This is a genomic window from Streptomyces sp. M92 (assembly GCF_028473745.1).
Taxonomy (GTDB): domain Bacteria; phylum Actinomycetota; class Actinomycetes; order Streptomycetales; family Streptomycetaceae; genus Streptomyces.
Genome location: NZ_CP101137.1, coordinates 6,086,819 through 6,106,942 on the forward strand (window position 1 = coordinate 6,086,819; position 20,124 = coordinate 6,106,942).

The 20,124-nt window shown below is 73.8% G+C and carries 21 protein-coding genes and 1 pseudogene; 13 read left to right on the forward strand and 9 right to left on the reverse strand.

Annotated features, from left to right (window positions below; translation table 11 throughout):
* Positions 1-91: 91 nt before the first annotated feature.
* Positions 92-475 carry a hypothetical protein gene (locus M6G08_RS27800; RefSeq protein ID WP_272589862.1) on the reverse strand — a complete coding sequence of 128 codons (384 nt, stop codon included), beginning with the start codon at positions 473-475 and terminating at the stop codon, positions 92-94.
* A gap of 115 nt (positions 476-590) precedes the next feature.
* On the opposite strand from M6G08_RS27800, the gene M6G08_RS27805 reads away from it, so the two are divergent.
* Positions 591-1,424, forward strand: coding sequence for an SAM-dependent methyltransferase (locus M6G08_RS27805; RefSeq protein ID WP_272589863.1), 834 nt, complete (start codon positions 591-593; stop codon positions 1,422-1,424).
* Positions 1,425-1,441: 17 nt separating this feature from the next.
* Here M6G08_RS27805 and M6G08_RS27810 read toward each other — a convergent pair whose 3' ends face one another.
* The gene (locus M6G08_RS27810; RefSeq protein ID WP_272589864.1) at positions 1,442-2,380 is read right to left on the reverse strand and encodes a LysR family transcriptional regulator; all 939 of its coding nucleotides are present in this window, start codon (positions 2,378-2,380) and stop codon (positions 1,442-1,444) included.
* A 94-nt stretch (positions 2,381-2,474) separates the two neighbouring features.
* Between M6G08_RS27810 and mdlC the strand changes: the two genes are divergently transcribed.
* The 3 genes from mdlC (at position 2,475) to M6G08_RS27825 (ending at position 6,962) form a co-directional block, all read left to right on the forward strand.
* Positions 2,475-4,055 (forward strand): benzoylformate decarboxylase, encoded by a 1,581-nt coding sequence (mdlC, locus tag M6G08_RS27815; RefSeq protein WP_272589865.1) that lies wholly within the window; start codon positions 2,475-2,477, stop codon positions 4,053-4,055.
* A 108-nt stretch (positions 4,056-4,163) separates the two neighbouring features.
* Positions 4,164-5,618: a benzaldehyde dehydrogenase gene (locus M6G08_RS27820; protein ID WP_272589866.1), complete on the forward strand. Its 1,455-nt coding sequence runs from the start codon at positions 4,164-4,166 to the stop codon at positions 5,616-5,618.
* Positions 5,619-5,708: 90 nt separating this feature from the next.
* Positions 5,709-6,962, forward strand: coding sequence for an MFS transporter (locus M6G08_RS27825; RefSeq protein ID WP_272589867.1), 1,254 nt, complete (start codon positions 5,709-5,711; stop codon positions 6,960-6,962).
* Between the two features lie 92 nt (positions 6,963-7,054).
* On the opposite strand, the gene M6G08_RS27830 is transcribed toward M6G08_RS27825, so the two are convergent.
* Together M6G08_RS27830 and M6G08_RS27835 are read right to left on the reverse strand one after the other, a co-directional pair.
* Positions 7,055-7,816, reverse strand: a complete 762-nt coding sequence (locus tag M6G08_RS27830; protein WP_272589868.1) for a PepSY domain-containing protein — start codon at positions 7,814-7,816, stop codon at positions 7,055-7,057.
* Positions 7,817-7,890: 74 nt separating this feature from the next.
* The gene (locus M6G08_RS27835) at positions 7,891-8,886 is read right to left on the reverse strand and encodes a LysR family transcriptional regulator (protein WP_272589869.1); all 996 of its coding nucleotides are present in this window, start codon (positions 8,884-8,886) and stop codon (positions 7,891-7,893) included.
* Positions 8,887-9,114: 228 nt separating this feature from the next.
* On the opposite strand from M6G08_RS27835, the gene snpA reads away from it, so the two are divergent.
* Positions 9,115-9,795: a snapalysin gene (gene snpA, locus M6G08_RS27840; RefSeq protein WP_272589870.1), complete on the forward strand. Its 681-nt coding sequence runs from the start codon at positions 9,115-9,117 to the stop codon at positions 9,793-9,795.
* A gap of 154 nt (positions 9,796-9,949) precedes the next feature.
* Positions 9,950-10,210, forward strand: a complete 261-nt coding sequence (locus tag M6G08_RS27845; RefSeq protein WP_272589871.1) for a hypothetical protein — start codon at positions 9,950-9,952, stop codon at positions 10,208-10,210.
* Positions 10,211-10,219: 9 nt separating this feature from the next.
* Here M6G08_RS27845 and M6G08_RS27850 read toward each other — a convergent pair whose 3' ends face one another.
* On the reverse strand, positions 10,220-10,903 hold the full coding sequence (locus M6G08_RS27850; protein ID WP_383141126.1) for an adenosylcobinamide amidohydrolase: 684 nt from the start codon (positions 10,901-10,903) through the stop codon (positions 10,220-10,222).
* A gap of 157 nt (positions 10,904-11,060) precedes the next feature.
* Between M6G08_RS27850 and M6G08_RS27855 the strand changes: the two genes are divergently transcribed.
* A complete protein-coding gene (locus M6G08_RS27855; RefSeq protein ID WP_073730205.1) occupies positions 11,061-11,411 on the forward strand; it encodes a hypothetical protein in 351 nt (116 codons plus the stop codon).
* 24 nt (positions 11,412-11,435) lie between these two features.
* Here the strand turns inward: M6G08_RS27855 and M6G08_RS27860 are convergent, their stop codons facing one another.
* Positions 11,436-12,632: a globin domain-containing protein gene (locus tag M6G08_RS27860; protein ID WP_272589872.1), complete on the reverse strand. Its 1,197-nt coding sequence runs from the start codon at positions 12,630-12,632 to the stop codon at positions 11,436-11,438.
* A 91-nt stretch (positions 12,633-12,723) separates the two neighbouring features.
* Entirely contained in the window at positions 12,724-13,179 is a 456-nt protein-coding gene (gene nsrR / locus M6G08_RS27865) for a nitric oxide-sensing transcriptional repressor NsrR (protein ID WP_272589873.1), read from the reverse strand.
* Between the two features lie 98 nt (positions 13,180-13,277).
* Between nsrR and M6G08_RS27870 the strand changes: the two genes are divergently transcribed.
* Positions 13,278-13,730 carry a hypothetical protein gene (locus M6G08_RS27870; protein ID WP_272589874.1) on the forward strand — a complete coding sequence of 151 codons (453 nt, stop codon included), beginning with the start codon at positions 13,278-13,280 and terminating at the stop codon, positions 13,728-13,730.
* A 7-nt stretch (positions 13,731-13,737) separates the two neighbouring features.
* Here the strand turns inward: M6G08_RS27870 and M6G08_RS27875 are convergent, their stop codons facing one another.
* Positions 13,738-14,442, reverse strand: coding sequence for an ABC transporter ATP-binding protein (locus M6G08_RS27875; protein WP_272589875.1), 705 nt, complete (start codon positions 14,440-14,442; stop codon positions 13,738-13,740).
* On the reverse strand, positions 14,439-15,527 hold the full coding sequence (locus tag M6G08_RS27880; RefSeq protein WP_272589876.1) for an ABC transporter permease: 1,089 nt from the start codon (positions 15,525-15,527) through the stop codon (positions 14,439-14,441). The genes M6G08_RS27875 and M6G08_RS27880 overlap by 4 nt, the downstream gene beginning before the upstream one ends.
* A 158-nt stretch (positions 15,528-15,685) precedes the next feature.
* Between M6G08_RS27880 and M6G08_RS27885 the strand changes: the two genes are divergently transcribed.
* The 5 genes and pseudogenes from M6G08_RS27885 to M6G08_RS27905 form a co-directional block, all read left to right on the forward strand.
* On the forward strand, positions 15,686-16,966 hold the full coding sequence (locus tag M6G08_RS27885) for a sensor histidine kinase (protein ID WP_272589877.1): 1,281 nt from the start codon (positions 15,686-15,688) through the stop codon (positions 16,964-16,966).
* Positions 16,963-17,607 (forward strand): response regulator, encoded by a 645-nt coding sequence (locus M6G08_RS27890; RefSeq protein WP_272589878.1) that lies wholly within the window; start codon positions 16,963-16,965, stop codon positions 17,605-17,607. The genes M6G08_RS27885 and M6G08_RS27890 overlap by 4 nt, the downstream gene beginning before the upstream one ends.
* Positions 17,608-17,689: 82 nt before the next feature.
* Positions 17,690-18,382 (forward strand): GAF and ANTAR domain-containing protein, encoded by a 693-nt coding sequence (locus M6G08_RS27895; RefSeq protein WP_272589879.1) that lies wholly within the window; start codon positions 17,690-17,692, stop codon positions 18,380-18,382.
* Between the two features lie 78 nt (positions 18,383-18,460).
* Positions 18,461-19,774 carry a cation:proton antiporter gene (locus M6G08_RS27900; RefSeq protein WP_272589880.1) on the forward strand — a complete coding sequence of 438 codons (1,314 nt, stop codon included), beginning with the start codon at positions 18,461-18,463 and terminating at the stop codon, positions 19,772-19,774.
* Between the two features lie 106 nt (positions 19,775-19,880).
* Positions 19,881-20,057, forward strand: a pseudogene (locus M6G08_RS27905) (cytochrome P450); the annotation flags it as partial.
* Between the last annotated feature and the right edge of the window lie 67 nt (positions 20,058-20,124).

Here is a 20,124-nt window from a genome sequence, read left to right on the forward strand (position 1 = left end):
TCGGCCGGGACACGGAGGAGGGGGCCGGGCGGCGGCACCGGTGCTCGCCCGGACCGGTGCGACCGCCGACGACGGAGCTGTCCGGCAGGCGTCAGATCCGGCCGCCGGTGAGCCGGGTGAGGGGCCCGTGGCTGTGGCGTCCCGCGCGGCGGCCCACCGCGTACGAGGCGGCGCTGAGCGCGGTGACGCCGGCGCCCACGCCCGCGGCGACCAGCTTGCGGTGGGCGATGACCGTCCATGCCGTCCTCGCCCCGGTCGCCATCCGGCCCGAGGTGGTGACGACCGCCTGCCGGCCGGCCGCGACGCCCTTGGCCGCCGTCTGCACGGCCCCGTTGGCGGCCTCGGCCGAACGCCGGGTTCCCGCCCTGGCCGCTGACGCCGCGTCACCGGCCTTGTCCGCGACGCCGGATGCCTTGACCTCGGCGGTCCGCGTGGTGGTGCGCTTCTGGCTCGTGTCCTTGCTGGGATCGCTCATGGACTCCGCTTTGCCGCTCGCCGCCGCGGCAAACACGTACGTACTCCGGCGGGCGTCAACTCGGCGGGCTACGTTGTCTCTTGAGTGATCACCCAGCCGCACCGGAGGACTTCCCATGCCCGAGTCGCCCGCCGTGAACGACGTGAACGCCGTGAACGAGGCGCGCAGCCGGATCAGGACGGACCAGCCGCACACGGCCCGCATATGGAACTACTGGCTGGGCGGGAAGGACAACTACCCGGTCGACCAGCAGGCGGGCGACCAGATACGCCGACTGCACCCCGGGATCGGGGACTACGCCCTCGCCGACCGCCTCTTCCTGGGGCGCGCGGTGGGTCATCTGGCCGGTGAGTGCGGCATCCGGCAGTTCCTCGACATCGGTACGGGGCTGCCCTCGGCGGACAACACCCACGAGGTCGCGCAGCGCGTCGCGCCCGAGTCCCGCATCGTCTACGTCGACAACGACCCGATCGTCCTGGCCCACGCCGAGGCGCTGCTCACCAGCACGCCCGAGGGCCGCACCGACTACCTCGACGAGGACCTGCGCAACGTCGGCACGATCCTCGAGCACGCCTCGCGCACGCTGGACCTGAGCGAGCCCGTGGCGCTGGTGCTGCTGGGCGTGGTCATCTTCGTCGAGGAGGACGAGGAGGCGTACGGGATCGTGCGGCGTCTGGTCGAGGCGCTGCCCAGGGGCAGTCATCTGGTGCTGTCGCACACCGTCACCCGGCCGGACATGCCCGACGTCGACGCGGCCGTGGCCTTCTGGAACGAGAACGGCACGCCGAAGCTGACGCAGCGCACCCCGGACGCCGTGGCCCGGTTCTTCGACGGGCTGCAGCTGCTGGAGCCCGGCGTGGTCTCCTGCAACCGCTGGCGCCCGGAGTCCGGTGACGGCGAACTCCCCGCCGAGGTCGCCATGTTCGGCGGGGTGGGCCGCAAGGGGTGACGTCCGGGCGGTGACCGCTACGTCACCGCCGCGGTCGGCGGGAGCTGGGCCGGGCTCACCTGCTCGCCCAGCACCTGGGACATGAACTGCACCAGCCACCGCTGCGCCGGACTGCGCGAGGATTCGTGCCGTGCGTACAGGGCGATCTCGATCGGCTCGGTCTCGAAGGGCAGCCGCACCAGGCGCACCCGGTGGGAGGCGGTGAAGACCTCCCCGACGTACTCGGGGACGATCGCGATCAGGTCGGTCTGCTCCAGCAGGTACGGCAGCATCGAGAAGCGGGTGGCGTCCACGGCCACCCGTTCCAGGAGTCCGTGGGCCGCCAGCACCGCCCGGGGCGCGACGTGTCCGCTCGGCCCGAAGACCGTCGCGTGCTGCTCGGCCGCGAGGTCCGCCAGCGTGACCTCGTCGCCCCGGATCCGGGGGTGGTCGGCCGCGACCATGAGGACGTAGCGCTCCCGGAAGAGCGGGACGCGCACGGTCAGGTGCGAGGTGATCACCGGGGTGGCCACGAACACGTCGAGGTCGCCGCGGCGCAGCTGGCCCTCGGCGTCCTCCACGTCGAACGGGCGGACCGTGAACGACACCCCCGGCGCCCGCTCGCGCGCGGCGGCCAGCAGCCTCGGCAGCAGGGTCGCCTCCCCGAGGTCGGAGAGGGCGATCGTGAAGCGGCCCGACATGGCGGCCGGGTCGAAGGCGTCGCCCTGCCGGACCGTCCCGTCGATCTCCGCGAGGGCGCGCTGGAGCGGCTCGTACAGCCGCCGGGCGCCGGCCGTGGGCGTCAGCCCGCGCCCATTGCGGCGGAAGAGTTCGTCGTCGAAGTGCCGCCGGAGCTTGCCCAGGCTGTAGCTGACGGTGGGCTGGGTGACGTGGAGCGTCTCCGCGGTGGCGGTGACGCTGCCGGTCTCGTAGAGCAACACGAAGACGCGGGCCAGATTGAGATCGAAGGTGCCCATATAGAGGGACTCTATATCGGGTTGCCGAAACATCTATTGGTGCCCATGTCGCGGGGTCCTTAGCGTGTCGGACATCACTGCGAAAGGAGCGTCCGTGCCATCCGTGCGTCGTGTCTCCCACGATTTCCTGGAACGCCAGGGCCTCACCACCGTCTTCGGCAACCCGGGCTCCAACGAGCTGCCCTTCCTCGCCGGCCTGCCCGACACGTTCCGCTACGTCCTCGGCCTGCACGAGGGCGCGGTCGTCGGCATGGCGGACGGCTACGCCCAGGCGTCCGGGCGTCCGGTCCTGGTCAACCTGCACGCCGCCTCCGGTTCGGGCAACGCGATGGGGGCGCTGACGAACGCCGTGGCCTCCCGCACGCCGCTGGTGGTACTGGCCGGCCAGCAGGTGCGGCCCGCCATCGGGCCGGAGGCCAACCTGGCCAGCGTCGACGCGCAGACCCTGATGAAGCCGCTGGTCGGGTGGGCCGCGGAACCGGCGTGTGCCGAGGACGTGCCGCGGGCGCTCGCCCAGGCCGTCTTCGAGGCGCGGCTCCAGCGGCGGCCGACGTACCTCTCCGTGCCGTACGACGACTGGTCGGCCGAGGCCGGCGACAACGCCCTGGCGGTGCTCGACCGCCGGGTCGAGCGCGCCTCGGCGCCCGGTGGCGAGCAGGGCGGCCGGCTGGTCGAGCGGGTCGCCGCCGCCCGGCGCCCGGCGCTCGTGCTCGGCGGGGACATCGACTCGGCGGGACTGTTCGACGACGCCGTCCGGCTGGCGGAGCGGCTGGGCGGCCCGGTGTGGGCGGCGCCCTCGCTCTTCCGGCTGCCCTTCCCGAACCGGCACCCGCTGTTCCGCGGTGTGCTGCCCGCCGGGATCGCGCCCGTCTCCGAGGCCTTCGAGGGGCACGACCTCGTCCTGGTGCTGGGCGCGCCCGTGTTCCGGTACCACGAGCACCTGCCCGGCCGTTACCTGCCCGAGGGCACGCGGCTGATCCAGGTGACCGAGGACGCGTCGGCCGCCGCGCGGGCACCGATGGGCGAGGCCCTGGTCGCCGACCCCGGCGCCGTCATCGACCTGCTGCTGAAGTCCCTCGACGCGCCCGGCGAGCCCGCGGGCCCCTACCGGCCGGTGCCCGAGCCGCTCACCGCCGACGGAGCGGCGCTCCACCCCGAACAGGTCTTCGCCGCGCTGCGCGACGAACTGCCCGGTGACACCGCGTACGTCGTCGAGTCCACGTCGACCAACTCCGCGTGGTGGCGCCAGATGGACCTGCGCCGCCAGGGCTCGTACTACTTCCCGGCGGCCGGCGGGCTCGGCTTCGGCCTGCCCGGCGCCGTCGGCGTCGCGATGGCCCAGCCCGGCCGGCCGGTCGCCGGGGTGATCGGGGACGGCTCGGCCAACTACGGCATCACCGCCCTGTGGACGGCCGCCCAGCACCGGGTGCCGCTGACGGTCGTGCTGCTGCGCAACGGCACCTACGGGGCGCTGCGCTGGTTCGGCGGTCTGCTCGGGGTGCCGGACGCGCCCGGACTGGACATCCCGGGGCTGGACTTCACCCGCGTCGCGGAGGGGTACGGGGTGCGCGCCCAGCACGTCGGCGGGGCCGAGGAGTTGCGCGCCGCGCTCGCCGAGCGGCCCGACCACCCTCGCCTGATCCAGGTGGACACCGCCCTCACCACGCCCGCGTGACCCGCGACTGGCTCCGAAGAAGTCCCGAAACAGTTCCGAAGCAGTCCCGAAGCAGTCCCGAAGCAGTCCCGAAGCAGTCCCGAAGCAGTCCCGAAGAAGGGGAAAACGATGACATTCCTGGACAGCGACGTCTGGGGCCGGAAGTTCTTCAGCGACGGCTGGCGGGACTCCCCCGCCGAGCACCCGGTGACCGAGCCGGCGACCGGAGAGCGGCTCGGTTCGGTGGGTCTGGCCACGGCCGAGGACGCGGGCCGTGCCGCCGCGCGGGCCGCCGAGGCCCAGCGGGAGTGGGCGGCGACCTCGCCCCAGCGGCGGGCCGCCGTGCTGCGCCGCGCGGGCGAGCTGTTCACCGAGCACGCCGCCGAGATCGAGGACTGGCTGGTGCGCGAGGCCGGCTCGGTGCGCTCCAAGGCCGCCTTCGAGGTGGGGCTGGCGATCGGCGAGTGCTTCGAGTGCGCGGGCCTGCCGACGCACCCGCAGGGCGAGGTGCTCACCTCCGAGGAGGCCCGCTGGTCGCTCGCCCGCCGCCGCCCGGCCGGTGTGGTGAGCGTGATCGCCCCCTTCAACTTCCCGCTCATCCTGGGCCTGCGCTCGGTGGCCCCGGCGCTCGCCCTCGGCAACGCCGTGCTGCTCAAGCCGGACCCGCGCACCGCGGTCGGCGGCGGTGTCGTGATCGCCCGGATCTTCGAGGAGGCCGGCCTCCCCGCCGGTGTCCTGCACCTGCTGCCGGGCGACGGCGCGGTCGGCCGGGCGGTCGTCGAGGCCCCTGAGGTCCGGGTGATCTCCTTCACCGGGTCCACGCCGGTCGGGCGGATCATCGGCGAGCAGGCCGGGCGGCTGCTCAAGCGGGCCCACCTGGAGCTGGGCGGGAACAACGCGCTGGTGGTGCTGCCGGGCGCGGACGTGCCGAAGGCGGCCTCCGCGGGGGCGTTCGGCTCGTACCTGCACCAGGGGCAGATCTGCATGACGACCGGCCGGCACATCGTGCACGAGTCGCTGGTGGAGGAGTACACCGCCGCGCTCGCCGCGAAGGCCGAGGCGCTGCCGGTCGGCGACCCGGCCCGCGAGGACGTGGCGCTCGGCCCGATCATCGACCGCCGCCAGCTGGAGCGGGTGCACGGCATCGTCACCGACAGCGTGGCGGCGGGTGCGAAGATCGCCGCCGGCGGCGAGATCGCGGGCGCGGGCTACCGGGCCACGGTGCTCACCGGCCTGACGACGGAGATGCCGGCCTGGCGCGAGGAGATCTTCGGTCCCGTCGCCCCGGTCATCTCCTTCTCGACGCTCGAGGAGGCCGCGCGGATCGTCAACGACTGCGAGTACGGGCTGTCGGTCGGCATCCTCGGCGACGTCGGGCCGGCGATGAAGCTCGCCGACCGGATCGACTCGGGCAAGGTCCACATCAACGAGCAGACGGTGAGCGACGAGCCGGGCGCCCCGTTCGGCGGGGTCAAGGCCTCCGGTACCGGCTCCCGCTTCGGCGGCGCCACGGCCAACATCGAGGCGTTCACCGAGACCCAGTGGGTCACGGTCCGCCCGGACATCGCCGACTACCCGTTCTGATCCGTCCGGCCCCTCCTTCCGGGACGGCCGCCCCGGCCGTCCCGGCTCCGGCTCCGCTCACTCGCACCCGTCCCCGGGGGGAGACTCATCATGGCTTCCGCCACCACGTCCGGCGCGCCCGCGCGGTCAGGCCGCACCGGCAGCAGCGCGTGGACGGTGATCCTGTGCTGGATCACCGTCCTGCTGGAGGGCTACGACCTCGTCGTCCTCGGCGCCATCATCCCCACCCTGCTCAAGACCCACCACCTCGGCATGACCGCCGCTGACGCCACCACCATCGCGACGCTCTCGCTCGTGGGCGTCGCCATCGGCGCGGTCTGCGTCGGGCCGCTCGCCGACCGGCTGGGCCGCCGCCGGCTGCTCATCGGCTCGGTGGTGCTGTTCTCGGTCTTCACCATCGTGGTACCGCTCGCGACCTCCGTGTGGATGTTCGCCGCGCTGCGGCTGATCGCCGGACTCGGTCTCGGCGCCTGCATGCCCGTGTCGCTCACGATGATGGCCGAGCACATGCCGGCCGACCGCCGGGCGCGGGCCAGCACGCTGACCATGACCGGCTACCACACCGGTGCGGTGATCACCTCGCTGCTCGCGCTCCAGGTGACCGACGACTGGGAGATCCTCTTCTACCTGCTCGGCGTCGTGGGCCTCGTGGTCGCCGCCGTCCAGTGGTTCAGGCTGCCGGAGTCGGAGGCCTTCGTCCGGGCCAAGCAGGACGGGGAGCAGCGGGTGCCGTTCACCGAGCTGCTCAAGCCGGCGTACCTGCGGGCGGGCATCGGCATCTGGGTCGCGTCGTTCATGGGGCTGCTGCTGGTCTACGGCCTCAACACCTGGCTGCCGAAGCTGATGAACGACGCCGGCTACCCCGTGCCCACGGCCGTCACCCAGCTCCTGGTGCTCAACATCGGCGGTGTGGTCGGGCTGGTGCTCGGCGGGTTCGTCGCCGACCGGCGGGGCATCAAGGGCACCACCCTGGTCTGGTTCGCGGTGTCGGTGCTCATGCTGGCCTGCCTGAGCGTCAAGATGGAGAGCGACCTGATGCTCAACGCCGTCGTCTTCCTCACCGGCGTGTTCGTCTTCTCGGCCATGGTGCTCGTCTACGCCTACGTGACGGCCTACTACCCGGCCTCCGTGCGGAGCACCGCGCTCGGTTCGGCGTCCGGGATCGGCCGGATCGGCTCGATCGTGGGCCCGTCGATCACCGGTGCGCTCGTCTCGTCCGGGGTCGGTCATCCGTGGGGCTTCTACTTCTTCGCCGCGGTGGCGGTCCTCGGGTTCCTGGCCGTGCTCACCCTGCCGCGCACCGCGGCGGACGCGGGGGCGAAGGCCGTCGGACCGGCCGCCTGAGGTCCGCGGACGCGCACGACGGGAGCAGCCGGGTGAGTCACCCGGCTGCTCCCGTCGTCGTCAGGTACTTTTCGCGGCGACGTGGGCGGCGCTCAGTCGCGGTCCACGTGCTCGCGCAGGATCTCGCCGTTGGTCGCGTCGACGTCCAGGGTCGTCTTGTTCCAGTTGTCGGTCGAGACCACGTCGACGGACCAGACGGCCTTCTGGTCGTCGTTCTCGTCCAGCTCGACGTGGGTCACGGTGCCCTTGGCCTTGTCGGTGGCCGCCTTCACCGCCTGCTCAGGCGTCTGGGTGGCCTTCTTCAGCAGGTCCGCGAGCTGCTGCTTGTCGTCCGCGTCCTGGTCCTCGGCCTGGGTGCGGAAGACCTTTCCGGAGACGGCGTCGATGTCGATCCGGTGCACGGTGCCGTCGGCGGTGGCGACCTTGGCCTCCCATTCGGGAGCGCCCTGGCTGGGGGCCGGGTTGGGCGTGCTCGGGCTGGGCGAACCGGTCGACGCGGTGGCCTCGGCGGAGGTGCGTTTGAGTTCGAGGTCGACGAGTTTGCTGTCGGGGACCTCCTTGACGGCCGTGTCGGCCGCCTTGTCCCAGGTGACCTCGGCCATCGGGACGAGGGCCTTGCGCTCGGCCTGGTCGTCGGTCATGGACTCGGAAGGTGAGGGGGAGGGAGAGGTCGTGCCGGTACTGGTACCGGTGGGGGAGGCGGTGTCGGTGGCAGGGGTGGTCTGGGCCGCCTCGGCGACACTGGAGCGTGTCGTGTCGGCGTTCGTGCAGCCGGTCATCAGCAGCACCGAGCTGCCCAGCGCGCAGATGACGGCCATCGAACGAAGAGGCGGGAGACGTCGCACAGAGCTCATACACCTCTCCGTAACCATATGACCGTTTTGCCATACCGGTTTCGGGCGGAAACCACCGCAATGGCCGACACGGCTCAGCGAGCCGGTACGAACACCGCCCGGTCCGTCGCGGTACGGGCTCCGGGCGTGAACGGGGCGCCGGGGCGGGAGCCGGAGCCGGAGCCGTCCAGCCACTCCCGGTAGGCGACGGACTGGCGGGCCACCTCCCAGTACGCCTCCTCCAGCGCCGGGTAGACGGCCTCCAGCTCGGCCCGGGTGCGGGCGGCCAGCAGCAGGCGTACGCCGAGGGGGTCGCCGTGCAGGCGCCGTACCGCCATGTCGGGGCGGGACTGGGAGCTGGGCTGGCAGACGGTGACGACCTCGCCGGTGGCGACGAGGGACGCGGCCGTGTGGTAATCGCCGTGCAGGACACGCGGGTTGAGCCCCACGGCGCGCAGCATGCGGTGCACTCCGTCCCACTCGCCGTCGACGGTGGGGTCGACCATCCAGCGGTCGTCGGCGAGGTCGGCGAGGCGGACGACAGGCCGGCCCGCCGCCGGGTGATCGGCGGGCAGCATGACGAACTGCGGTTCACGCTCCACGAGGACCCGAAGCCGCAGGCCCTCGGGGACGCGCAGCGGGCTGCCCTCGACCTCGTGCACGAAGGCGACGTCGAGCTGCCCCTCGGTGACCCGGCGCAGCAGGGCGTTGGCGGAGACGTCCATCTGGAGGGTGGGTTCCAGGCCGGGGCGTCTGAGCCGGCGCAGCCAGCCGGCCAGCGCGCGGCTGGCGGTGGAGCCGACGCGCAGCCGGCTGTCGCCGCCGGCCGCGGCGGCGCGGGCCTCGCGGACCAGGATGCTCATGTCGGCGAGGAGCGGACGGGCCCGCCCGAGCACCGACCGGCCGAGCGGAGTGGGGCGGCAGCCGGTGCGCTCGCGGACGAACAGGGGCCCGCCCAGGGCCTGTTCGATCCGGGTCAGCTGCGTGCTCAAAGTAGGCTGGGCGACGCCCAGTTGGCGTGCCGCCCGGTGCAGGCTACCGGCGTCGGCGATGGCGCACAGTGCGCGTAGGTGCCTCACCTCGAGCTCCATGCAGGGAGCGTAAAGCGGAACAGTTGGTTGCGCCAGGTGAACAAAACGCGGCGGACCAGGGCGAGTTCTGCACTCCGGTCGAAGCTGTTCCGGGACGCCGTGCGGTGGTGCGGCCGGTGGTGATAGCCCCGCCCTATCACCGGTTGCCATCATCACAGCGGGTCCGTGGGCGCTCCACACTCACCGGTGACGACTTCTCTCCCCACTCCCCCACACAAGGAGTCATCGATGCGCATCAGCATGCCCCTGCTCGCCACCACCGTCGGCCTCGGTCTGACGGCGGCCGTGCTCGGCGCCCCGGCCGCGACCGTCGCCGCTCCCCAGGCGCCGGCCAAGGCCGCCCAGGTCGGCTACCAGCCCGCCGCCGGCTCGGGCGAGGACGCCGCCGCGAACCGGGCGTTCTTCGAGGCGGTCATCAAGTCCGTCGCGGAGAAGCGCGCCGCCAACCCGTCCTCGACGGCGGCCGTGACCGTCTACTACAGCGCCTCCAACGCGCCCAGCTTCCGCACCCAGATAGCCCGCTCCACCCAGATATGGAACAGCTCGGTGGCCAACGTGCGGCTCGCGGAGAGAAGCTCGGGCGCGGACTTCGCGTACTACGAGGGCAACGACTCGCGCGGCTCGTACGCGTCCACGGACGGACACGGCAACGGTTACATCTTCCTCGACTACCGGCAGAACCAGGTGTACGACTCGACCCGTGTGACCGCCCACGAGACCGGGCACGTGCTCGGTCTGCCCGACCACTACTCCGGCCCGTGCAGCGAGCTGATGTCGGGCGGCGGCCCCGGCCCGTCCTGCACCAACGCCTACCCGAACTCGGCCGAGCGCAGCCGGGTCAACCAGCTGTGGGCCTACGGCTTCAAGGCCGCGCTCGACAAGGCGCTGCAGAAGACCTCGCAGCGCTGAGCGTCCGCACGGACGGTCGACGGGGGCGGCCCGGCCGGGCCGCCCCCGTTCGCGTGCGCCTCCCTCCGCCCGGGCGGCCGCTTGGGCAACGGGCCCCGGGGTACTCGGAGTTCGCTCTGCAGCGATCCGATCCGCGACCCCGAAGGAGTCCGACGTGGAGGAGCACAAGAGTGCCGCGGACAACGGCCTCGGCGAACTGGAGCCGGGCACCCGCCAGCGCGCCCAACTGCGCACCCGGGTCGCCGACATCGCCTGGACGACGCTGTGCGTGGTGCTCGCGCTGTGGGCCGTGTGGAGTGCCGTCGGTGTCGCGCGGGGCGCGACCGCGTGGGCCTACTGCGTAGTGGCCTGGGTGCTGCTCGCCGGGGCACTGGGCCTGCGGACGCTCGCGGTGCGGCGCCGGACGTCGCTGTAGCGGGCCCGGTCAGGGGCCGTCGGGCAGCGCGCCGAGCACGGCCCGGTGGACGGCACGGGCGAGCCTGGCTCCCCACTCGGAGCGGGGGCCGGCGAAGGAGTGGAGCTCGGCGCCCTCCCTCCGGGTCCGGGCGGCGACGCACACGGCGTCCGTGGGTGTGCCGGAGCAGTCGAGGCCCGCTTCCAGCAGCGCCTGCACCTTGGCCTCGGTGGCCGTCATCACCGCGTTGACCAGGGCGGCGTCGGTCAGCGCGACCGGGAGCGCGGCGACGATGTTGATCGTCCCCGGCGTGGTGGCCCCGGGGACGCCCGCCCCGGGTGAGGCCGCCCACCCGCGCACCGAGATGCCCGCGGTCACGACGGCCTGCGCGCCGCCGTCCCGCGCGCCGGCGCAGGCCGACACGTCGGCGGCCGTCATCAGGCCCACCCCCGGCCCCCGGGCGCCGGCGTCACGCGCCAGGCCGGCCAGGTGCCGCGCGGGGTCGGTACGCCGGTAGCCGTGGGCCACCTGGGCGTTGAGCACCCACTCGCTCTCGGTGATCCCGCCGCCCAGGACGGCGCTGCTGACCGTGCGCCAGCCCGGTCCCAGGCGCCAGAGCAGGGCGTGCAGCCGTTCGCCGTCCTCCACTCGCGTCAGACACTCCGGAGCCGGCAGACGGGCCCCGGTGCGGGGCTGGGGCAGCAGGGCGGGCACCGGTCGGGACTCCTCGTGGCGGTCGGGGCGAACCGGACGATCGTACTCGGCTCCGGCCACCCGGACGGGGCGGTGCCGGGCGGGCGCATTGCGGACCCCGCCCTGGGCACTTTCACTGGACACAACTTCGCCACGAGGCGTCGGATCGGAGGCCACGATGCTGTCCCACACCCTGGAGCATGGGGTCCTGGTCATCACGCTGGACCAGGACCCGGGAATCGACGGGCGGGCCGCGCTGACCACGCACATCACCAACCTGGTCGACGCCCACAAGCCGACGCCCGTCGTCATCGTCCTCACCGACCGGGCCGGCGGTCCCGCCGCGGTCAGTGCCGTGCTCCGGGCCCATCAGTGGTGCGGTCGCCTCGGCGTGCTGATGAGCGTCGTCACCCACAGCGCGCCCGTCCGGCGGCTGCTGGACGACAACGCCGACGCCTCCGGCCCGCGGCTGGTGGTGCACGCACGGGTCGACACCGCCATCTCCACCGCGTTCACGGCGGCGGCCTGAGGTCCCGGCGCGCCCCTCGGCCTCCTACTGCTGCCCGAGCCAGAGGTCGGGGCCGAAGACCTCGTAGTGGACGGCCTCGGCCGGCACCCCGCGGCGCAGCAGGTCGCCCCGGACGGCTCGCATGAAGGGCACCGGTCCGCACAGGTAGGCGGTGAGCCCCGGAGGGAGTTCGAGGTCCGTGACGTCGGCACGGCCGGCCGCCGCCTCCGGCGCCGCGTCGCCGGGCTCCTCGTACCACAGGTGGAGGCGGGCGTCGGGCAGTGCCCGTACGAGGTCGAGGTGTTCCTGCCGGTGGGCGTGGCCGGCGGGGCTCCGGTCGGCGTGGACGACGGTCACCGGGCGGGTGGAGCCGGTGGCCGCCAGGTGGTCCAGCATGGCCAGTACGGGGGTGACGCCGATTCCGGCCGAGGCGAGCAGCAGGGGGCCGTCGTCCTCCGCGAGCGCCAGGTCGCCGAAGGGCGCGGAGACGGTGAGGACGTCGCCCGGACGGGCGTGCGCGTGGAGCCAGGAGGAGACCTCGCCCTCGGGCCGTCCGTCGCCCTGGACGCGTTTGACGGTGATGCGCCAGTCGGTCCGGCCCGGTGCCGCGGACAGACTGTACTGGCGGATCTGCCGGGAGCCGTCGGGCAGCGAGGACCGCACGCTGACGTACTGGCCGGGAAGGAACGGCCGCGTGGGACCGCCGTCGGCGGGCCGCAGGACGAGGGAGACCGCGTCGGGGGTCTCCTCGCGCCGCCCGGTGATCTCCATGGAGCGCCAGACCTCGCCCTCGGCGACACCCGCTTCCTGGTAGAGACGGGTTTCGACGGCCACGAGCGCGTTGGCCATCAGCCAGTACACCTCGTCCCAGGCCGCGGCGACCTCCGGGGTGACGGCGTCGCCGAGCACCTCCGCGATCGCGGCGAACAGATGGCGGTGGACGATCTTGTACTGCTCGGACGTGATGCCGAGGGAGGCGTGCTTGTGCGCGATCCGGGAGAGCAGCGCGTCCGGGCGGGCGTCGGGGCGCTCCAGCAGCATCCCGGCGAACGCGGCGATGGAGCCGGCCAGGGCCCGCTGCTGCTCGCCGCTGGCCTGGTTGCCGCGGTTGAACAGGTCCCGCAGCAGCTCGGGGTGGGCGTCGAACAGCTTCCGGTAGAACAGCGTGGTGATGTCACCCATGGCCGCTCCCACCGCCGGGAGGGTCGAGCGGACCACGGGGACCGACTGTTCGGAGAGCACAGCGACTCCTTAATTGGTAGATGATATGCGTGTTTTGAAGCCAGGCCGGCGCCGACACGGACCGGCCGGGCCCGCGACGACGGGCCGACGCTCACCCCGAGGGGCGGTCCGGGCGGTCCGTCAGGCCGATCAGCACCGGGCCGGTGGGCGAGGCCACCAGGTCGGCGACGGTCAACGGGTCGAGCGAGGCGTAGAAGGCCTCCTGGGCGTCCCGCAACGCCCCGCGCAGCCGGCAGGCCGCGCGCAGCGGGCAGGGCGGGTCGTCCTCGCAGGCGACCACCTCACCGTCCCCTTCGAGTTCGCGCACCAGCCGGCCCACGGAGGCCCGCCGCCCCGGGCCGGTCAGCGTCAGACCGCCGCCGCGGCCGCGGCGCGCCTCCACTACGCCGAGGTGCTGGAGGCGGGTGATGGCCTTGGCCACGTGCGTGTACGGCACGCCCATGACCTCGGCCACCTCACGGGTGGTCAGCGGGTCGTCGCCGTCTTTCACGACCGCCAGGCGCATGACCGAACGCAGCGCCAGGTCGGTGAACTTCGTCAGCCGCACAGCCCGGACGTTATCAAATGCGCATGTTAGATTCGTATTTAATGGGGGCCATGATCTTGTGGAACGCGTCACGGGACGCGCGAGGAGGGTGACTTCGGATGGCAGCGGACGACGACGGCTCCCCGGACCGAGGCGCGGCGGACACCCCGGCGGACGGCACTCCCCTCCCCCGGGTCCTGTGCGACACGGCCGAGCTGCTGTCGCTCGGCGACGACACGGCGGCCGGCGCCCTGTGGAGGCTGACCGAGCCGGGGCGGCAGCTCGACGCCAACGTCGTCCGCGTCCCGGCGGGCGGACGGGTCGGCACGCACACCGAGCCGGACCTCGACGTCCTGCTGCTCGTCCTGGACGGATCGGCGGACCTCGTCCGCGCCGACGGCGAGCGCCCGCTGGGGGCGGGCGCCCTGACCTGGCTGCCCCACGGCTCGGCGCGGGGCATCGCCGCGGGCCCGGACGGCGTGACGTACCTGACCGTGCACCGGCGGCGTCCCGGCATGCGGATCCAGCCGCCGGACGCCGCCGGACGGGCCCCGGGACCCGGTGACGTCTGAGCCCTCGTCAGCCGGCCGCCGCGGGCAGGTCGAGGCGGCCTGCGGGCAGGCCGAGGCGGCCGTCGTGCACCTCGGTGACCCGGTCGGCCGCGGCCAGCCGGGCGCGGTCGTGGGTGACCAGCACGGTGGCCGTGCCGCGCTCCCGGGTGAGGCGGGTGATCAGGTCGATGACGGCGGCGCCCCGCTCGTGGTCGAGGGCGCTGGTGGGTTCGTCGACGAGCAGCACACCGGGGTCGTTCATCAGGGCGCGGGCGATGTTGACGCGCTGGCGCTGGCCGCCGGAAAGCTGGTGGGGCCGGCGGTCGGCCCGGTCCGCCAGGCCGACCGCGTCGAGGAGGTCCAGCGCCCGGCCCCGGGCGGCGCCCGCCCGGCGCCCGTCGATGTGGGCCATCACCTGGAGCTGCTCGGCCGCGGTCAGGGACGGCAGCAGGTTGGGCTGCTGGAAGACGATGCCGATCCGGTGGCGGCGCAGGTCGGTCAGTTCCGCGCGGCTCATCCCGGTGGTGTCGGCGCCGTCCACGGTGACCGTGCCGGAGTCGGGCGTGATGAGGGTCGCGGCCACGGCCAGCAGGCTGGACTTGCCCGAACCGGAGGGCCCGATGACGGCGGTCAGGTGGCCGCTCGGGACCTCCAGGCTGACGCGGTCGAGGGCGGTCAGCCGGCTGTCGCCGTCGGGGTAGGTGAGGGTGATGTCGGTCAGGCGCAGGCTCATCGGGCGCTCCCCAGGGCGGTCAGCGGGTCGACGGAGGTGATACGGCGGACGGCGAGTCCCGCCCCGAGGCCGCCGAGCAGGATCATCACGGCGGCGGGGACGAGGACGGTGGCGGGCGTGAGGACGAAGGGGACGGCCGATCCGGCCACCGCGGCGCCGATCACCGCCGCGGCGGCGGTGCCCACCAGGGTGCCGCCGGCCAGCAGCACGACGGCCTGGCCGAGCGCGTCGCGCAGCAGCGAGGCGGTGGTGGCGCCCAGGGCCTTCAGCACCGCGATGTCGCCGCCGCGCTGGATCGTCCACACGGTGAAGAAGGCGCCGATCACCAAGGCCGAGATGGCGAAGAGGAAGCCGCGCATCAGCTGCAGCGAGCCGTTCTCGGAGGTGTACGAGCCGATCGCGGAGAGCGACTCGTCCTTGGTCACGGTCTCGGTGCCCGCCGCGCGGTCCGTCGCCGCGAGGTCGGCACCGGAGGCGGTGTCGAGGGCGATCACCGTCGCGGCGGGTCCTTCGGTGCCGCCGGTGGGCGGGGCGACGGCCTGCCACGTGGCGAGGCTCGTCCACACCACGGGCGTGTGGCTGAAGGAGACGTCGTGTCCGGTGACGGCGACGGTCATCCTCCGGCCGGCGAGCGCAACGGTGCCGCCCTCGCGCACGCCGAGTTCGTCGGCCACCGAGTCCGGCATCAGTACCGTACGGTCGTCGACGCGGCCGCCGCCGGGGGCCAGGCCCGATCCGGGCTCGACGCCGAAGACGGACACGCCGGTGGTGCGCTCGCCCGCGGTGGCCCGGGTGGTGGTGATGCCCAGCGGCTCGGCGCCGCGGACGCCGGGCGCCTGGGCCCAGCGGCGCCACTGCTCCTCGGTCACGGTGGAGTTCGCGTACGACAGGTCCTGGCCGCCGCTCGGGGCGGCGAAGGCGATCCGGCCGGCGGGCAGGGACGTGACGGCGGAGATGTTCTCCCGGGCCAGGCCCGCGGTGAGGCCGGACAGCAGTCCGACCAGCAGGGTGATCAGTACGACGACGCCGCCCATCAGGGCGAACCGCCCCTTGGCGAACGTCAGGTCTCTCAAGGCGACAAACACGTCTTCGCCCGGCCTTTCGACAGCGGTGGGAGGGGGGCACAACCGCCGGAGTGACCGGCGAGGAGTCCACCGTCGCCGTTCGGCGGCCCCGAGGGCATCGCTCCCGGGCGGGCACTTCCCGAGCCGAAGGACGCGGTGCGACTTGCAACTTTCGGCAGATGCCCGGCCCCCGGCGCGGTCCGTACGCTGGAACGATCGTGAACGCGCTGACTCCCACCTCCCGGGCCCTGACCTGGAGCCTGCACCTGCTCGTGGCCGGCCTGCTCGCCCTCCCGGCGGCACGGGCGGTGGCGGACGACCGGCCGCACGCGCCCGCCGTCGTCGCGGTGGCCGCTGTGGTGGGCGTGGTGTACGCGCTGGGCCCCGCCCTCGCATCCGTCCGTTCTTCCCGCCGCGCGGCCGCGCTGTGGCTGGGCGCCGTCGGCGCGGTGTGGCTCGCGCTGCTGGCGCTGTCCGCCGAGGGGGTGTGGCTGGCGTTCCCGCTGTACTTCGTCCAGCTCCACCTGCTCTCCCGCCGGGCCGGGCTGATCGCGGTCGTCGCCACGGCGGCCGCGGCGATCGGGGCCTTCGCCGCCCACCAGGGCACGTTCTCGGCGGCCACCGTGATCGGCCCGGGGCTCGGGGCCGCCGTGGCCGTGGCGGTGGTGTGGGGCTACCAGGCGCTGTACCGCGAGAGCGAAGCGCGGCGGCGGCTCATCGAGGAGCTCACGGTCACCCGCGCCGACCTGGCCGAGGCCCAGCGGGCCGCCGGGGTGCTGGAGGAACGCGAACGCCTGGCCCGGGAGATCCACGACACCCTCGCCCAGGGCCTGTCCAGCATCCAGTTGCTGTTGCGCGCCGCCGAGCGGACCCTGCCCGAGGGGCCGGCGCCCGCCACCACCTACGTGGGCCAGGCCCGTCAGGCCGCGCTGGACAACCTCGCCGAGGCCCGTCGACTCGTCGCCGCGCTCGCCCCGCCCGCCCTGGACGACACCACGCTCGCCGACGCGCTGGAGCGCCTGTGCGCGACCACGACCGACCGGCACCGTCTCGACGTCCGATTCCGCCTCGCGGGCCGGCCGCGCCCGCTGCCCACCGCGCAGGAGGTCGCCCTGCTCCGCGTCGCGCAGTCGGCGCTGGCCAACACGGTCGGGCACGCCCGGGCCGGAAAGGCCGAGGTGACCCTGGCCTACCTCGACGACTGCGTCACCCTGGGCGTCACCGACGACGGGGTGGGTTTCGATCCCGGCGCCGTCTCCGCGCCCGGCCCGGACGGCGCCGGCTTCGGTCTGCCGGCGATGCGGGCCCGCGTGCACGCCCTGGACGGCACGCTCACCGTCGAGTCCGCCCACGGGCGCGGCACCGCGCTCACCGCGCGCGTCCCGCTCCAAGCCGCCCCCGAGTCCGAGCCGGAGCCCGACCCGGCACCCGAGCCCGACGACCCCGAGGCACACCCGTGACCGAGACCGCCCCGACGCCGATCCGTCTGCTGCTCGCCGACGACCACCCCGTCGTCCGCGCGGGGCTGCGCGCGGTGCTGGAGACCGAGGACGGCATCACCGTGGCCGCCGAGGCCGCCACCGCCGAGGAGGCCGTCACCCGGGCGGGCCGGGGCGACATCGACGTGGTACTGATGGACCTGCGGTTCGGCGGGGGCATGGGCGGCGCGGAGGCCACGGCCGCGATCACCGCGCGGACGGGCGCGCCGCGCGTCCTGATCGTCACGACGTACGACACCGACGCCGACACCCTGCCCGCCATCGAGGCCGGCGCCACCGGCTACCTGCTCAAGGACGCGCCGCCCGAGGACCTCGCGGCGGCGGTGCGCACCGCCGCCGCGGGCCGCACCACGCTCGCGCCCACGGTCGCGGACCGGCTGATGGCGCGCCTGCGCGAGCCGCGCACCTCGCTGACCCGCCGTGAGACCGAGGTCCTGTCCCTGGTCGCCGAGGGCCTGTCCAACCAGCACATCGCCGCCCGGCTCCACCTGACCGAGGGCACCGTCAAGTCGCACCTGGCCCGCGTCTACACCAAGCTGGACGTCGACTCCCGCACCGCCGCGGTCGCCGCCGCCACGGCCCTCGGCCTCATCCGGCGCTGAGCCGGGCCGGTGGCGCTCGCCGGTCCGGTGTTGCCTTCCGGCCCTTGGCGGGAACCCTTGCACGGAGCGAGGAGGAGGCGGCATGGACGACTGGCGCGGGTTCGCCGAACAGATGGCGTCGCTGGCGCGCGATCTCCTGGCGCAGGAGTCGGTGAACGACACGCTGAAACGGATCACCTTCTCCGCGACGGAGCTGGTGGAGGGCTGCGACGCCGCGGGCATCCTCATCCTGCGCGGCAACCGGGTGCAGTCCCTCGCCCCGACCGGCCAGGTGGTCGTCGACAGCGACGAACTGCAGGGACGCGTCGGCGAGGGTCCGTGCTTCGACGCCGCGCGGACCGCCGAGGGACAGCGGCAGTTCCGGATCGCCGACTTCACCGACCAGGCGCGGCGCTGGCCCAAGTACGTGCCCGAGGCCCGCAAGCTGAACCTGGGCAGCATGATGGGGTTCCTGCTGTTCACCGAGGACGAGGACCTCGGGGCGCTCAATCTCTACTCCTTCAGGCCCGGGGCGTTCACGGAGGCCAGTGAGACGGCGGGCTGGCTGCTCGCCTCGCACGCCGCGGTCGCCTTCTCCAGTGCCCGCACGCACGCCCAGTTGCAGCAGGCCATCGGCACCCGGCACACCATCGGTGAGGCGATGGGCATCCTCATGGGCAGGCACCGCATCACCGAGGACCAGGCCTTCGCCACACTGCGCCGGTACTCGCAGGACCACAACGTGAAACTCCGCGAGGTCGCCCGCCGGGTGGTCGAGCGGGGCGGCCTGTCCTGAGCCGGCACCCGGCGGGCGCCCCGCCCCGGTACCGCACCGGAGGGCGTACCGCTCCGCCCCGGCGGGCACACGTCAGCGGTGACCTTGGCTGACTTCCTCTTCGCCGTGCTCGGGGCGGGCGCGCTCGCGGCGGCCGTGCTGCCGCGCCTGGTGGCCGGGCGGCCGCTGTCCATGCCGCTGGTGTTCCTGGCCTTCGGCGTCGCCCTGCAACTGCTGCCCACCCCGCTCCCGGAGATCGACCTGGTCCGCGACCGGGTGTGGGTGGAACACCTCACCGAGATCTGCGTCATCGTCTCCCTGATGGGCGCCGGCCTCGCGCTCAACCGCCCGGTCGGCCTACGGCGCTGGCAGGCGCCCTGGCGGCTGATCGGCATCACCATGCCGCTGACCGTCGCGGTCACGGGGCTGCTGGCCTGGTGGCTGCTGGACTGGCCGCCGGCCGCGGCGCTGCTGCTGGCGGCCGTGCTCGCGCCCACCGACCCGGTGCTCGCCTCCGAGGTACGGGTGGGCGCGCCCACCGACTCCGAGCACGACGAGGACGAGGCGCGCTTCGCGCTCACCGGCGAGGCCGGCCTCAACGACGGCCTCGCCTTCCCGGTCGTCATGGCGGCGATCGCGCTGACCGCCGCGGCGGGCACGGGCCTGTCCGGTGGCTGGGTCGGCCACTGGCTGCTGGTCGACCTGCTGTACGCGTGCCTGATCGGCGTCCTGGGCGGCCTGGCCGTCGGCAAGCTGCTCGGCTGGCTCTTCTTCCGGGCCGGCCGGCAGGCGGTACGGCTGTCCGAGCACCGGGAGGGCTTCGTCGCCCTGGGCGCCACGTTCCTCTCCTACGGGGTCACCGAACTCGCCCACGGCTACGGTTTCCTGGCCGTCTTCGTCACCGCCTGCCGCATCCGCGCCGCCGAACGCGACCACGGCTACCACGCCGTGCTGCACGATTTCGTGGAGCAGGTCGAACGACTGCTGACCGCCGGTCTCCTCTTCCTGCTGGGCGCGTGCGTGGCGCAGGGCGCCCTGGCCGACCTGACCTGGCGGGGCGCGGCCGTCGGTCTGCTCGTGCTGCTCGTCGTCCGGCCGGTGACCGGCTGGGTCGCGCAGTTCGGCGTCGCGGCCGGCCCCCGGGAGCGTGCCGTGACCGCGTTCTTCGGCATCCGCGGCATCGGCTCGCTGTTCTACCTGGCGTACGCGCTCGGTACGGAGGGCTTCCACGTGCCCGCCGGAGAGTTGTGGGCCGTGGTGGCGTTCACGGTGCTCGCCTCCGTCGTCCTGCACGGGGTGACCGCCTCCCCCGCGGTCTCCCGCCTGGACCGGCTCCGGCTGCTCAGGGCCCGCGGCCGACGGCCCGCCGGACGGGCGCCGGGCGAGGACGACGTGGCCGGCGAGCGGCTGTGACCCGGCCGTCCCGGACCGCATGGAGGTACCCGGCGACCGAACAAGACCCTTCTCGCTGCGATCATGAACTCCCTGATAGTGATCGCCTGTTGCGTGCCGCGTGACCCACGGCCCGCACGTGTGCCCCGGAGCGGCCCTGTCCCGGCTGGAGGCCGGTGTGGCGCTGCCCGCGCTCTACGCCCGCTTCCCGCGGCTGGACCTGGCCGTACCCGCGTCCGAACTGCGCAACAAACCGGTGGTCACGCAGAACGACCTGTACGAGCTGCCGGTCAGACTGGTCTAGCGCCTTCCGGCCGCGCCCCGTACCTTCACCGGTGGGGCGTTTGCACCCCGCCCTTCGGGTAACTCCG